At 65.3% G+C, this 13,882-nt stretch carries 15 protein-coding genes; 9 read left to right on the top strand and 6 right to left on the bottom strand.

The features are described from left to right. Positions 1-193: 193 nt before the first annotated feature. From QZX93_RS05215 to QZX93_RS05200, 4 genes are all read left to right on the top strand, one after another. Positions 194-1,405 (top strand): hypothetical protein, encoded by a 1,212-nt coding sequence (locus QZX93_RS05215; RefSeq protein ID WP_295393290.1) that lies wholly within the window; start codon positions 194-196, stop codon positions 1,403-1,405. Between the two features lie 107 nt (positions 1,406-1,512). Continuing rightward, positions 1,513-2,613 (top strand): alkene reductase, encoded by a 1,101-nt coding sequence (locus QZX93_RS05210; RefSeq protein WP_295393289.1) that lies wholly within the window; start codon positions 1,513-1,515, stop codon positions 2,611-2,613. A 14-nt stretch (positions 2,614-2,627) separates the two neighbouring features. Next, positions 2,628-3,782, top strand: a complete 1,155-nt coding sequence (yqhD, locus tag QZX93_RS05205; RefSeq protein WP_295393288.1) for an alcohol dehydrogenase — start codon at positions 2,628-2,630, stop codon at positions 3,780-3,782. A gap of 174 nt (positions 3,783-3,956) precedes the next feature. Then, entirely contained in the window at positions 3,957-4,313 is a 357-nt protein-coding gene (locus QZX93_RS05200; protein ID WP_295391230.1) for a transposase, read from the top strand. Between the two features lie 14 nt (positions 4,314-4,327). On the opposite strand, the gene lnt is transcribed toward QZX93_RS05200, so the two are convergent. The 3 genes from lnt to QZX93_RS05185 all read right to left on the bottom strand — a co-directional run bounded on the left by lnt (position 4,328) and on the right by QZX93_RS05185 (position 6,835). Beyond that, a complete protein-coding gene (gene lnt, locus QZX93_RS05195) occupies positions 4,328-5,881 on the bottom strand; it encodes an apolipoprotein N-acyltransferase (RefSeq protein ID WP_295391208.1) in 1,554 nt (517 codons plus the stop codon). Between the two features lie 237 nt (positions 5,882-6,118). Then, on the bottom strand, positions 6,119-6,295 hold the full coding sequence (locus QZX93_RS05190; RefSeq protein WP_295391210.1) for a CsbD family protein: 177 nt from the start codon (positions 6,293-6,295) through the stop codon (positions 6,119-6,121). A gap of 210 nt (positions 6,296-6,505) precedes the next feature. After that, the gene (locus QZX93_RS05185; RefSeq protein WP_295391212.1) at positions 6,506-6,835 is read right to left on the bottom strand and encodes a hypothetical protein; all 330 of its coding nucleotides are present in this window, start codon (positions 6,833-6,835) and stop codon (positions 6,506-6,508) included. A 318-nt stretch (positions 6,836-7,153) separates the two neighbouring features. Between QZX93_RS05185 and QZX93_RS05180 the strand changes: the two genes are divergently transcribed. Both QZX93_RS05180 and QZX93_RS05175 read left to right on the top strand, forming a co-directional pair. Next, positions 7,154-7,306, top strand: a complete 153-nt coding sequence (locus QZX93_RS05180; protein ID WP_366759761.1) for a DUF3309 family protein — start codon at positions 7,154-7,156, stop codon at positions 7,304-7,306. A gap of 209 nt (positions 7,307-7,515) precedes the next feature. Beyond that, entirely contained in the window at positions 7,516-8,259 is a 744-nt protein-coding gene (locus tag QZX93_RS05175; protein WP_295391216.1) for a Crp/Fnr family transcriptional regulator, read from the top strand. Between the two features lie 60 nt (positions 8,260-8,319). Here QZX93_RS05175 and QZX93_RS05170 read toward each other — a convergent pair whose 3' ends face one another. Together QZX93_RS05170 and QZX93_RS05165 are read right to left on the bottom strand one after the other, a co-directional pair. Further along, positions 8,320-10,242: a diguanylate cyclase gene (locus tag QZX93_RS05170; RefSeq protein ID WP_366759748.1), complete on the bottom strand. Its 1,923-nt coding sequence runs from the start codon at positions 10,240-10,242 to the stop codon at positions 8,320-8,322. A gap of 142 nt (positions 10,243-10,384) precedes the next feature. Continuing rightward, positions 10,385-10,561, bottom strand: coding sequence for a CsbD family protein (locus QZX93_RS05165; protein WP_295391220.1), 177 nt, complete (start codon positions 10,559-10,561; stop codon positions 10,385-10,387). A gap of 540 nt (positions 10,562-11,101) precedes the next feature. Here QZX93_RS05165 and QZX93_RS05160 point away from each other — a divergent pair. The 3 genes from QZX93_RS05160 to QZX93_RS05150 all read left to right on the top strand — a co-directional run bounded on the left by QZX93_RS05160 (position 11,102) and on the right by QZX93_RS05150 (position 13,107). Further along, positions 11,102-12,133: a hypothetical protein gene (locus QZX93_RS05160; protein ID WP_295391222.1), complete on the top strand. Its 1,032-nt coding sequence runs from the start codon at positions 11,102-11,104 to the stop codon at positions 12,131-12,133. A gap of 46 nt (positions 12,134-12,179) precedes the next feature. Continuing rightward, positions 12,180-12,596, top strand: a complete 417-nt coding sequence (locus QZX93_RS05155) for a BON domain-containing protein (protein WP_295391224.1) — start codon at positions 12,180-12,182, stop codon at positions 12,594-12,596. A gap of 82 nt (positions 12,597-12,678) precedes the next feature. Beyond that, positions 12,679-13,107 carry a DUF2892 domain-containing protein gene (locus QZX93_RS05150; protein ID WP_295391226.1) on the top strand — a complete coding sequence of 143 codons (429 nt, stop codon included), beginning with the start codon at positions 12,679-12,681 and terminating at the stop codon, positions 13,105-13,107. 4 nt (positions 13,108-13,111) lie between these two features. On the opposite strand, the gene QZX93_RS05145 is transcribed toward QZX93_RS05150, so the two are convergent. After that, a complete protein-coding gene (locus QZX93_RS05145; protein WP_295391228.1) occupies positions 13,112-13,726 on the bottom strand; it encodes a WG repeat-containing protein in 615 nt (204 codons plus the stop codon). Between the last annotated feature and the right edge of the window lie 156 nt (positions 13,727-13,882).

Raw genomic sequence — 13,882 nt, 5'->3', positions numbered from 1 at the left:
GAGCCTGTGAGTCAGAAAGGGCCGCCGGAAACCGCTGGTATCCCGTGTGCCCCGTCGCGGCCGGGGGCCGCTCCTACGGGTGGATTTAGGCTAAAATCCCGCACGGCTAAGGAGGACTGCCCAGGCCGGAGCGTTTGGATTCACCCGGCAAGACGCCTTCGGCTTTGCCTGCTGCGAACCAGGACCTACCGCCATGTCTATACCGACCCTGCCCAGTCGTCTCCTGCTTGCCGCGCTCTGCCTTCCGGCCGGTGCGGTGGTGGCCGAGCCCTTGGGGCAGACCCACTTCAGCAGTACCGCGGCCGGCGCGTTGCGGCAGTTCGATTACGGCTGGGTCGATCGGGACGGCAACCACACCCTGAGCTTCCAGGTGAGTGTCGCGGCCATCGCCGCGGCCCGGCGCGACTTTCACGCCTGGCGCAACGCCGACCTGCAACAGGCCGCCGACGCGGAGCTGGAGCGTCAGACCAAACGCGCGGTGGACGACCTGGGGCGGGCCTACCCGGGGGTGGAGGTCGAGTTGCGCCCGGATCGCGGCATCGCCTGGCGGGTCAGCCCGCCCGCCGACCTCGCGGCCCAACAACACGCCCGATTCGACGAGGCGATGGACCGCGCCTGTGCCGACATCCAATCCGACTACCCGGGGGCCAGCGTCCGCCGCGGCGCCGACGGTCATTTCGCGCTCTCGGCGCGCTCCAAGGATGACCTGGCGGCGATCGAGCGGCGCCTGGAGGCGGCCCAGACTGCCGCCAATGAGGACGCGGCGCGTCTGGTGGCGCAGGCCCAGGGCGAGGTCGAGCACCGCTCGGCGCGGATCGGCCAGGAGCTCGACCGCGAATTTGCCGCCATCAAACAACGCATGGGGGATTTTAAGCTCGCCTATTTCCGCGAGCGCCTGTATCGGCTCGATGCGTCCGGCGTGCTCTGGCCCGATTACGCGCGCATCGCCAGCCGCGCCCTGCCCAACCTCAAACCCCTGGCCCTGGCGCTGGGTCCCCAGTTGCAGGGGCTGCCGCTCCACACGGCACTGACCCGGGCCATGGCCTTCATCCAGACCATCCCCTATGACCGGCTGACCGACCGCGGCAACGACGCGGGTTTCCTGCCGCCGCTCGCGATGCTGGCGGAGAACCGGGGCGACTGCGACACCAAGTCGGTCGCCTTCGCGGTACTCGCCCACCTGCTGTATCCCCAGGTGCCGAGCGCACTGATCCTGGTGCGCAATCACGCCTTCCTCGGACTCGGGTTGACGCCGCAAGCGGGGGACAGCTCCGTCCAGTACGACCGTCGCACCTGGGTCCTCGCCGAGCCGGTCGGGCCCGGTGTATTGCCGGTCGGTGAGATCGGCGCCGACTCGCAGGCGGCGCTGGGTCGGATCGTCGCGGTGGTGCCGCTGTTTCCCTGATGGGCGATGATAAGGGGCCGAAAGGCACCCATATCAGCAAGTCAATTGGCGGTTGGCCGTCGCACGCTTCCCGCCCACTCCGTCACCCAACGATTGAGGACTGACCTATGAGCGATCCCAGCACCAGCGACCTCTTCCAGCCCTATCAGCGGGGCAGCCTGCGGCTGGCCAACCGCATCGTCATGGCGCCGCTGACGCGCAGCCGCGCGGCGGCCGGCGACGTGCCCACCCCCCTGATGGCCACCTACTATACCCAGCGCGCCACCGCGGGACTGATCATCACCGAGGCGTCGCAGATCTCCCCTCAGGGTAAGGGCTACATCCAGACCCCGGGCATCTACTCGGCCGCCCAGATCGCCGGTTGGCGCAGCATCACCGACGCGGTCCACGCCGCGGGCGGCAAGATCGCCATCCAGCTCTGGCACGTCGGGCGCATCTCGCACCCCGAACTCCAGGAGGGGGGTGTACTGCCGGTCGCCCCCTCGGCGGTGCGGGCGAACGGTCAGGTGTTCACTGGCCGGGGGATGGTGGACATGGTGACTCCGCGTGCCTTGGAGCTGGCGGAGCTCCCGGGCATCGTCGCCGACTACCAGCGCGCGGCGCAGAATGCCCAGGCGGCCGGCTTCGACGGGGTGGAGATCCACTCGGCCAACGGTTATCTGCTCGATCAGTTCCTGCGCGACCAGACCAATCGACGCACCGACGCCTATGGCGGCAGCATCGAGAACCGTGCCCGGCTGCTGCTGGAGGTGACCGACGCGGTGCTCTCAGTGTGGGCGAAGGATCGGGTCGGGGTGCGCCTGTCGCCGCTCTCGCCGGCCAACGACATCGCCGACAGCGACCCGGAGCCGCTGTTTACCTATGTGGTCAAGGAGCTCTCCGCGCGCGGTCTCGGCTTCCTGCACGTCGTTGAGGGCGTGACCGGCGGCCCGCGCGAGACGGGCAGCAGCTTCAAACTCGCCACCCTGCGCCCGCTCTTTGAGGGCACCTATATCGGCAACAACGGCTATACGCGGGAACTGGCCCTGGCGACGCGAGCCGCGGATGCCGCCGACCTGATCGCCTTTGGCAAGCTATTCATCAGCAATCCGGACCTGGTGGAGCGCCTGCGGGTCGACGCCCCGCTCAATGAGCCGGACCAGGCCACCTTCTACGGCGGCGATGAACACGGTTATACCGATTATCCATTCCTCACGGGCGCCGCCTGAGCAGGGGGTCATCCATGCAGAACTTCACCTTCCACAACCCGACGCGCATCCTCTTTGGCCAGGGCCGCATTGCCGATCTCAAGGACGAGGTCCCGGCCGGTGCCCGGGTACTGATCACCTACGGCGGCGGCAGTGTCATCGCGACCGGCACCCTGGACGAGGTCCGCGCCGCGCTCGCCGGCTTCACCGTCCATGAGTTCGGCGGCATTGAGCCGAATCCGACCTATGAGACCCTGATGCAGGCGGTGGAGCTCGCCCGCGCCGAGCGGATCGACTTCCTGCTCGCGGTGGGCGGCGGCTCGGTCATCGACGGCACCAAGTTCATCGCCGCCGCCATCCCCTTTGCCGGCGAGCCCTGGGACATCCTCGCCCAGCATGCACCGATCGCCAGCGCGGTCCCCTTTGGCAGCGTGCTCACCCTGCCGGCCACCGGCTCGGAGATGAACAGCGGCGCGGTCATCACCCGCCGCGCCTCCCACGACAAGCTGGTCTTTATGCACCCGCTGGTCTTCCCGCGCTTCTCGGTGCTCGACCCCACCAAGACCTACACGCTGCCGCCGCGCCAGGTGGCCAACGGGGTGGTCGATGCCTTTGTACACATCGCCGAGCAATATCTGACCTACCCGGCGGACGCCAAGGTGCAGGACCGCTTCGCCGAGGGGCTGCTGCTGACCCTGATCGAGGATGGGCCGGACGCCATCAACGAGCCCGTCGACTACGCGGTGCGCGCCAACCTGATGTGGACGGCGACCCTGGCGCTCAACGGTCTGATCGGCGCCGGTGTGCCCCAGGACTGGGCGACCCACATGCTCGGTCACGAGCTCACCGCGCTGCACGGGCTCGACCACGCCCAGACCCTGGCTATCGTGTTGCCGGCGATGCTGGAGGTGCGCCGGCTCCAGAAGCGCGCCAAGCTGCTGCAATACGCCAGGCGCGTCTGGGGCCTGCACGACGGGACCGAGGACGCGCGTATCGATCTGGCCATTGCCGAGACCCGGGCATTCTTCGAGTCGCTCGGGGTCCCGACCCGGCTCGCGGCCTATGGCATCGGCGCTGAGGCCATCCCGCCGCTGCTGGCGCAGCTGGAGCGTCACGGCATGACCGCGCTCGGCGAACACCAGTCGTTCGGCCTGGCGGGTGCGCGCAAGGTGTTCGAGTTGGCGCTGTAACCCGGTCGCGGCCTGGGGGCCGCTCCTACGGCGGCCCGAGGGCCGCCGTTGTCGGAGCGGCCCCCAGGCCGCGACGAGGTACGCGTGATGCCCAAGACTGACCCCCATGCCAAGAACCTGCGCCTGGGCCGCTAATCGGAACTTGGCCGCGCCTATCACGTCACCACCACGACCCTGCATCAGGTCCCGGTCTTCACCGACTTCCATGCGGCCCGGACACTGATCCACTCTCTGAAGTCATCCGACGCCTTGGCCCGTTCTGAAACCTTGGCCTTCGTCGTGATGCCCACCCACCTGCATTGGCTCTTCATCTTGAAGGCGGGGCACCTGGCCGAGGTCGTCGGGGCCGTCACGTCCGTCGCTGCCCATCGTCTCGGGCGGCGCCTATGGCAACCCGGCTATTACGATCACGGTGTACGCGGGGACGAGGATCTGCGCGGCATGGCCCGCTACATCATTGGCAATCCGGTTCGCGCCCGGTTGGTGGAGCGGGTCGGCGATTACCCGCATTGGGATGCCGTGTGGCTGTGACCCATGCCAAGGTTTCACGCCCGGCCCGTCGCGGCCTGGGGGCCGCTCCGACGACGATTGGTGCGCTGGATGAACCAGGCCGCGCCGACCATCGCCAGTGCCAGCCCGATCGCCAGCCAGTTGCCGACCCATACGAAGGGGGTGGCCCCGGCGCGCGGCTGGACCGGGCCGCTATAGGACCCGCGGACGAAGGGCGGGACTTGCCCGATGACCCGTCCGCGCCAGTCGACGATGGCCGAGATGCCGGTGTTGGTCGCCCGCACCAGGTCGCGGCCGGTCTCCAGCGCGCGCATCCGGGCCATTTCCAGGTGCTGGTGGGGGGCGAGCGAGTCACCGAACCAGGCGTCGTTGCTCACACCGATCAGGAACTGGGCCTCCGGCAGGGCCTGGGCGACCTCGGCCGCGAAGATGTCCTCATAACAGATGGCGGCCCCGGCGGTGTAACCGCCCACCTTGAGCAGCGGGCGCGCCGCGGTGCCCGCGCTGAAATCGGACATCGGGACCTCGAACAGCTTGATCAGCGGTCCCAGCCACGTCTTGAACGGGAGGAATTCACCGAAGGGCACCAGGTGACGCTTGCGGTACTGGTCCTCGCGGCTGCCGATACTCAGTAGCGCGTTGTAGTAGTTGCCGGTCGCCGGTTCCAGGACCGGGATGCCGAGTACGATCTCCAGCCCATTGGCCCGCGCCTCCTCAGCCATGGGGTCGATCAGCACCTCGCGGACCTGGTTTAGGAAGTCGGGGATGGCGGTCTCCGGCCAGAGGATCAGCTTGGCGTCCAGGTGTTCCTTGGTGAGGTCCCAGTAGGCCTGGACGATGCCGGCCTTTGCCTCCGGCTCCCACTTGATCGCCTGGGGTATATTGGCCTGGAGCACGGCGGCCTTGAAGGGGGCGCCGCTGGCCTGGGTCCAGGCGACCGGTTGCAGGGCCGCGCCGCCGATCCAGATGGCCGCCAGGACGGTGCCCGCCGCCAGGCGGCCGCGCCCGGACCAGCGCATCAGGCCCCATAGGAGGCCACCGGAGATGGCAGTCAGGAGGCTTAGTCCGTAGACGCCCGCGATGGGTGCATAGCCCGCCAAGGGGCCGTCGATCTGGGTGTCGCCGAGGTTGAGCCAGGCAAAGCCGGTGAAGAGCCAGCCGCGCAGCCACTCAAAGAGCACATAGAGCCCGGGCAGCAGGAGCACCGGGCCGGTCCAGGACGGTGTGGCTTGCAGGCGCCGGACGAGCCAGCCGGCGAGCCCGTAATAGCTCGCCATCCAGATGACGAAGACGGCCATCAGCAGATCCGCGGCCCAGGCATCCATGTTGCCATACTGGTTCAGGCTGATGCGGATCCAGGCGATCCCAAACCCCATGAGACCGAGTCCGAAGGCCCAGCCGCGCCGCAAGCCGGCGCCGGGCGAGCCGCTGGCCAGGGATTCGGCCAGCAGGGCCAGGGCGATGACCGCGACTGGAAAGTACGAGAAGGGCGCAAAGCCCAGGACCGTCAGGGCACCGGCGGCGAGCGCAATCAGCGCGGGCAGGGCAGGGCGCAGGCGCGGGCCCAGACTGGAGGAACTCGGATGCATGGAGGGACCGCCTTGGCGCTGGGTGACTGGGTGAGGACGGGCGCCGTTCTAACAGTCCAGGGCGGTGGGGTCAATGTGTATCGGTGGGTGTGGGCGCGGCGTGACGCTGCGACCGGGGGGGCGTTACGCTGCAAGAGCCTGCGGGCGCGCTGGGCGCGCCCAGCGTAAGCGTGGGTGGCCTGTCGCCTTGCTCCGCCTGTGGGGGGCTGACGGCTGCAAGGCTAAACGGCTACCGCTTCACACGCTATTCTTAACGTCTTCCTTTAGATCGCCGACGGCGGCATCCATCTTGCCGGCGTTCTTTTGGGCATTGCCCTTGAGCTCTACTTCCTTATTGCCGACGGCGTGGCCGGCGACTTCCTTCACTTTGCCCTTGGCTTCTTCGTAACGGCCTTTGACTTGATGTTTGTTCATGTGAGTTTCCTGGTGAGTTATTAGATCATGGCCAGTGTGGCCGTGACCCGGGAGTGGAATGGGGGTCCCATCGCCACGGTGCAAGGCTATCCGCTCAGGTTAATGCAATCAGTGCGGTAACGTACCTTGTGAGCATGAGCCGATACCTTCGCTGTATTGGTGGTAGGAGTCGCCAGGGGGCTGGAACGGGACCCAGATAGGCGGTTCCCTTTAGTGCCGATCTGGTCCGTCGTCATCGGATTCGTCGTCACCGTCATCGTCCGCAGTCTGCTCCGCACGCTGGGCGTCCGTGAGGACCTCGGCGATCCGCTTGCGGGCGTCCTCATGCAGTCGCATGGCCGCGGTGTGCTCCTCCTCAATGATGGTCTTCACCTGCGCCTGCTGGTCTGGGGTGAGGCTGAAGCGCTCGGTGAAGCGGGCGAGGTGGCTAGCGGTGCATCCGGCGTTATCGCCACGCGGTCCGGGCGGGCCGCAGAAGGCGGCCGTGGTGGCGATGCCGATGGCGATGGCAAGCAGGGTCTTGGGGGTGCTGAATATCATTGGTTAACGCTCTAAAGTCCAGGGTGTCAGCACGATAGGTTTGCGCCGTGCAATGGTCTGTTCGCTGCCCAACACAGGGTAGCGGGCCGCCGTGTCGCACCTTGAGAGATTGTTCTACAGCGCGTGCGGCAATGTCTGCGCCAGCGCTGCCGTTGCGTTCGCTAACGTACCGAAGCCAGCCCTGCCCGTGTGTTCGCATAGTCCCCGGCGGCAGTGCGCGGACGGTCAATGCCGCGGCGTGACTATCGTTATGACGCTCCCGGCTTGAATGCCGGCCAGCGTAGTCCATTAACAGCTTCTTAGGAGAAGACCATGAGTCTGGGAACCATCCTGTTAGTCGTCCTCGTTTTGCTGCTGATCGGTGCATTTCCCACCTGGCCGCACAGCCAAAGCTGGGGCTATTATCCCAGCGGTGGGCTAGGTCTGGTGGTGCTCGTCCTGCTCGTCCTGCTGTTGCTCGGCCGGATTTGAGCGCGAGGGTGGGCGCGACCGTCCGGGTGCGGGGAGTGCGCCAGGACGTGTCGTTGATTGGCGTGGCGGCCTTGGTACTCGCCGCTTGCAATGTGACCGAGTTTCGGCAAAACTGGCTGCAATATTTTTCTGGGGCAAGGACCAATTGGATTCGCAGGTTTAGCAGACGGACACCCTCTTTGGTTCTATGCTATCCCCCTTGAGGAGAATTGAAACAATTGCTCGCGTCCACCCTACCAAAGCCCTCGCAACCGCGCGCCAACCACTTGCTCGGCGTCCTGCCCGAGTCGATTCGCGACCAATTGCTGCCCTGCCTGGAGCCGGTCGCGCTGCCGCTTGGTCAGGCCCTGTACGAGTCTGGGGGCCGGTTGGATCATGTCTATTTTCCACTCGACGCTATCGTGTCCCTGTTGAACGTCACGGAGAACGGTGCCACCGCCGAGATTGCCGTGGTCGGCAACGAGGGGATGCTGGGCATCGCCTTGTTCCTGGGCGGCGAGACCATGCCGAATCGTGCCGTGGTGCAAAGTGCCGGTCAGGCGCTGCGGCTGAAGGCTACATTGTTCAAGCAGGAATGCACCCGCTCCGTGGCCTTGCAGCACCTGTTGCTGCGCTACACCGCCGCTCTGCTGACCCAGATGGCGCAGACGGTCGTCTGCAATCGGTTCCATACCGTGGACCAGCAACTGTGTCGCTGGCTGCTGCTCAGTCTCGACCGATTGCCCTCCAACGAACTACGCATGACCCAGGAGTTGATCGCCAACATGCTCGGGGTGAGGCGCGAGGGCGTGACCGATGCCGCCGGGAAATTGCAGGATGCCGGGCTGATTCGCTATGCCCGGGGTCGCATCACCGTGCTCGATCGTGCGGGTCTGGAGGCCCGGGTATGCGAGTGCTACGAGGTGGTCAGAAAAGAGTTTTCCCGCTTGCTTCCCGATGTGGTAGCGCGTTGACAGGGCCGCGACCCTAACCGCCTGCACCCTGGGGTGGGGCGGGTGGCTCGGGGGTCGCCGTTACTGGGCTCGGCCAACCACATAGGCCTCGAACGCGGTTGCCGGGAGTGCGCGGCTGAACAGGGAGCCCTGGCCGATCCGGCAGCCCTCGGCCTTAAGAAAGTCCGCCTGGGCCTGCGTCTCGACTCCGTCGGCCACGACGCGCAAGCCCAGTGCTCGACCCAAGGCGATGGCCGCCCGGGCAATGGAGCAGCCGACCGGGTCCCCCGGAATCCCGGCGACGAATGAGCGATCGAGCTTGAACTCATGCACCGCCAAGCGGTCGCTGGCGGCTGGGGCGGGATGTCCGGTGTTCTTGGCATCGCGGCCAATCTTGATGTCCAGTCCATGGAGGTGCCGGATCGCCCCGGCCGGCGACGCCGGGTTGGTCATGGCCAAGGTCTCGGTGATCTCCACCGTCAGGGTGCCGGGCTCCAGGTCCACCGCCGTGAGGATGCCCTCGATGGTCTCGCTCAGGTTCTGGTGCTGGCTGTCGCGGTTGAAGAGCTTGACCCACATCGCCGTATCCGCCAATAGCCCCCGCTCCTGCCAGGCCCTCATCTGTGCGGCGGCGGTGCGTACCACCCAGACCCCGATGGGGAGGATGAGCCCGCTGGACTCGGCCAAGGGGATAAACCGCTCCGGCCCGATCCGGCCCAGCAGCGGGTGGTGCCAATGGAGCATGGCCTCACAGCCGACGATCGCGCCGGTCTCCAGATGGTGCTGGGGCTGGTAGTTGAGGACGAATTCCTGTTTGGCGATGGCCTGACGCAGGGCGTCCTCCAGGGTGACCTGGGCGAAGGCCAGCGCCGTCATTTCCTCGGTGTAATAACGGAAGGTGCCGCGGCCCTCCCCCTTGGCCCGGTACATGGCCGCGTCGGCATTGCGCTCCAGGGTCTCCACCGCGTCGCCATGCGCGGGGTAGAGGCTGATGCCGATACTGGCGGTAACGCAACGCTGCTGACCCTCCACGGAAAAGGGGCGTTGGAAGGACGCGAGCAGCTTTTGGGCCACCAGCCCGGCGTCGTCGCCGTGCTCCAATGCGCCCAGCAGGATGGCAAACTCATCCCCGCCCAGGCGGGCGACCGTATCGCCCTCCCGCATCAGGTCGCGCATCCGCTGCGCCGCCTGCCTCAGCACCTGGTCCCCGGCGGGGTGTCCCAGGGTATTGTTGATCGTCTTGAACCGGTCGAGATCCAGGAAGAGCACGGCCACCTGCCGGTGCTCCCGATGCGCCTGAAGCATCGCCTGCTGCAGGCGGTCGGCGAACAGCAACCGGTTGGGGAGTCCGGTCAGCGCGTCGTGTTGGGCCAAGTGTTCCAGTTGCACCTCCCGTTCCTTCAGTCGTCCGGTCAGGTTCAGGTGTTCGGTGACATCCAACAGGATGACGCGACAGGCCGTCGCGGGTTCCCCGGTCGGGTGCGCGTCGTCGCGGCGGATCATCAGGCGCAACGCACGTTGAGCGGCGGGCGGGCGCCCCAGGGTGACCTCGATGGTCTCCTCATCGCCATAATCCAGCACGCGCACGAGGGTTTCGAGCAAGGTGCGTCCGTCCTCGGCGACGAGCCGCGTGCCGAGCATGGGGTCTGGGACTCGCCCCCGCTCCACGCCCAGCAATTGGGCCGCGGTGAGGTTCATCTGGGTGATCCGGCCTTGGCGGGTGAGGGTGGCATAGGCCACCGGGGCAAAGTCATAGAGGTCCGCGTAGCGGTCCCGTGACTCCTCCAGCGCCTGTTGCGCCGCGCGCAACTCCCGGTTCTGCTGTTCCAGTTCGATCTGATGGATCTGGAGGTCCTGGACCACCCAGCCAGGATCGGACGCGTCCAACGACTCGCGCCGCTGGGCGGCCAGCAAGTCGGCGAGTGAGCGATCGTCGATGTTCCTGAAATCCGCCATCGCGGCCCCCGGGGTTAACAAGCAGTGGGTATGCAGTATGGTACGCACGTGCGCGCCTGCGCTAGAGGCGATCGGCAACATTTTTGGCCCGTGGCGGTCGTGGCGCCGCGCATGACTGCTGACGGGGGCTCAAGCGTAGTCGCCGGGTGTGCCCGGCTGGGCGCGGCGACTGCGCTTTGCCGGTGCTGTCTTAGTGGTGGCTCTTGACATCCGCGGCATAATCGCCAAGGTCAGCCAGAATCTTGCCGGCGTTCTTCTGGGCATTCCCTTTGCCTTCCAGATCTTTATTGCCGACGACATAGCCGGCGACTTCCTTGATCTTGCCCTTCACTTCCTCGACGCGGCCTCGGACTTGTTCTTTGTTCATGGGAATCTCCTATTAGCGTATTGCGCCGTGACCGCACTGGTCATGACCCGGGCGTGGAATGGGTTTTTCCATCGCTGCGGCGACACCTTACAGAGAAGACCGAATACCCTCAGTGCGCTACCGAACATGACCCGCGCAGGGGATCGCGGTGCTCCCTTTAGCCTAAATCCGGGCATTGCTCAGGCCAAGGCGCCAAGCTCGCCAAGAAATACAATCGGGTAGAACCATTGTCCAGATTACCCTCCGGGTGGCTGCGGCAACGCTGATAACGCACTGAAAAGTCTTGGCGAGCTTGGCGCCTTGGCGTGACAACCGCGCTTTCTAGGTTCAGCGTCCCCCGCGTGGTCTTCACTTCCGCATCTCGTCGGTGGGATTTCCTGCCTCCTTGCCTCAAGCGTCATCGCCGAAACCAACCTGAGGATGTTGGGTGCGTTAGCGAACGGAGCGGCGATGCCCTCAGATGCACCATACATGCCGTTCTGTCACTGACCGCCGACCATTCGCTCGGCTGGTGTTGGACATAAGTGGGCTGACGTACAGATGCCCGGCGCCGTTCAACCCAGTATTGATGCCTACTTCATTAACCGACTAAGCAACATGCTCACTGCCCAAGTTGTACCTATCGACCCACTCGGGAACGAAACGCTGATCCTCGACCGCACTCAGGGCCGAGATTGGATCGGCCGCAGCGCGTTAAGCTGGGGCGCGATCATTGCCGGCGCCGCCGCTGCCGCCTCATTGTGGATGATCCTGATGATACTGGGGGCTGGTCTTGGCCTCTCCTCGGTATCGCCATTCGTCAATAAAGGTATCAGCGCAACCGCCTTCGGAATATCTACGGTCGGATGGTTGGTGTTCAGCCAGATTGCCGCGTCTGCGATGGGTGGCTATCTCGCGGGTCGGATCAGAACACGCCGCTTGGGAACGCTCCCGGACGAGGTCCGTTTTCGCGATATCGCACATGGCTTCCTGGCATGGGCCGTGTCCGCGCTGGTCACTGCGATATTCTTGACGTCAGTGATCGGATCGATTGTCAGTGACGGGATTCAAGCCAGTGTGACAGCACCCGCAACAAGCGGCGCTGTCGTGGACGCCGCAAGGGCCGCTGCCGGTCGTCATACCGATGGTTTGAACGACGACACGAGCTATTTTGTCGACTCACTGTTCCGCACCGGCCCCACCACCGCGAACAGCGACGGTCCCAGCGCGGCCGTGTTGTCAAAGACCACTCGCATCTTTAACAATGGTCTACGCTTGGGTGAATTGCCGGTGGATGATGTCCGCTATGGTGGACAGTTGGTGGCCACCCAGACGGGTCTGAGCCAGTCCGAGGCCCAGACGCGAGTGGCCGATACCTTCGCGCGTTTGCAGTCTACCCGAAAAGATACCGCGGTGACCGATCGAGCAGTGGCAGAGCAGGCCCGCTCTGCATCGGCCACGGCCGCGATCTGGTTGTTCTTGTCGCTGCTATTCGGCGCGGTGGTCGCAGGTAATGCCGCCATGTTCGGCGGTCAGCGCCGCGATGCGAAAAGTCGGACTGTCGACCTTGTTGAAGTCCAACACCCCGTCTGAGCGGCGCTGGCGCAGCGCTCAGGTCGCACCAACCAGGAGATTGAATATGAGACTTTCACTTAAGGGGCTTGCAGTCGTGATCCTGCCGGTCTGCCTGCTCACCACGGTCAATCTGGCCCGCGCCGAAGCCGGAGCCGCGCAGAACGCGGGCCAAGCGATCGATCAAGCGGTCGATAGGGCCGGAGTGGCGATGGATGCCACCAAGGACGCGGCCGGCGAGAAGGCGGAGCAGGTTGGAGACTACCTGAGCGACGCGGCGATCACTACCAAGATCAAGACGGAGATCCTGGCGGACCCGCTGCTCAAGGTCTTCGAGGTCCATGTGATCACCACCGACGGTGCAGTCACGTTGAGCGGCGAGGTCGACTCGCAGCAAAGCATCGATCGGTGCAAGGAGATTGCCAATAGCGTGAAGTCGGTGAAATCCGTCACCAGCACGCTGGTGGTTAAGGGCGGTAAGTAGCACCATGGCCTTGCGGTGCCAGTGCCGATCGGGACTGGTCCCGCGATGGGCCGGGCTATCATCATCAACTGGAGTACTCCTCATGAATCTAAGTATCACCAAGAAGAACGTCGGGCCGACCGATCAACTGATTCGCTTGTTGGTCGGTGGCGCCCTGGGTATTGGCGCCGCTCGCGGCGGTTCGTGGATAGCTGGGCTGATCGGTGCTGTACTGCTCGTCACGGCCTATCTGCGTTTCTGTCCGGCCTACCTGCTATTGAAGTACAACACGAATATGGGTCGGCCCGGCGAAGACCGATTTGACATCAACAAGAAGAACGTCGGTACGACCGATCAAACGCTGCGTGCGCTGGCCGGCGTCCTCCTGATCGTCGGCGTCTTGAGCGGTGGCTGGTGGGGGGCTGGGCTGATTGGCGCCTATCTGCTCCTCACCGCCTTACTGCGTTTCTGCCCGTTCTATCTGGTATTCGATTACAGTACCAGTGAGGGCCTATCCCCTGTTCCCAAGTGATCCTTCACCGTGCCGTGCGCGAGGCGGCGGCCTCGGCGACCGCCGCCAGCCCTGCCGAAAATGGGCTGGCGAGGAGATATCGCGGCGGGATGGCAAACTCCCCCTGTCGGTCGAGATAGCCCCAGCGGCCATTGAGCTTGACCAACGCGCGTCCGCCGACGAACGGATGGGCCTGCTCCAGCCACATGGGCTTGATCGCGTAGTCGCCCGATGGGGTAATGTACCCGTACCGCCCGACGTCATCGCGAACCCCGGCGAGCCCCTCAGAGAACCGCTGCGCCTGGCTAAAACGCGGCTGGACGGCCACCTGACCGTCCGGGTCGACGTATCCCCAGGGGCCCTGACAGCCCGCGCGACACAGGGTCGCGATCGGGGCGCGTCCGTCTGCGAATAGCCCGAAATGCGCGACCTCGACCTGGGGTGCGACCCGCCGTCCGTTGGCCCCGCTCCAACCGCGGAAGGCGCCGTCCAGGGTCGGAACCAACCCCTCGCCGAAGACCAGTTCCCGCCGTTGCCGGGCCTGTTCCAGGGATGGGGTGCCGAACAGCATCGGAGACACCTCCGGTAGAAACGGCTTGGCCACCACCTCGCGCCCGTTGCGATCGATGACGCTGCCCAAGAGATAGCGTTGCTCGGTTAGGAACGGTTCACTAAGAAGTTACTCATGTTAGCTCCGGCGATCTATGTATAGCGGCGGCCACTCAGTTGAAAAACCGAGGTCTTCCTGCGATCATGGGCGTCGGATCTTTGGACACCGGTCGCTACCATGAACGAG

It is taken from the genome of uncultured Thiodictyon sp., assembly GCF_903946935.1.
Lineage (GTDB): Bacteria > Pseudomonadota > Gammaproteobacteria > Chromatiales > Chromatiaceae > Thiodictyon.
This window is presented reverse-complemented; position numbering and strand designations above follow the sequence as displayed.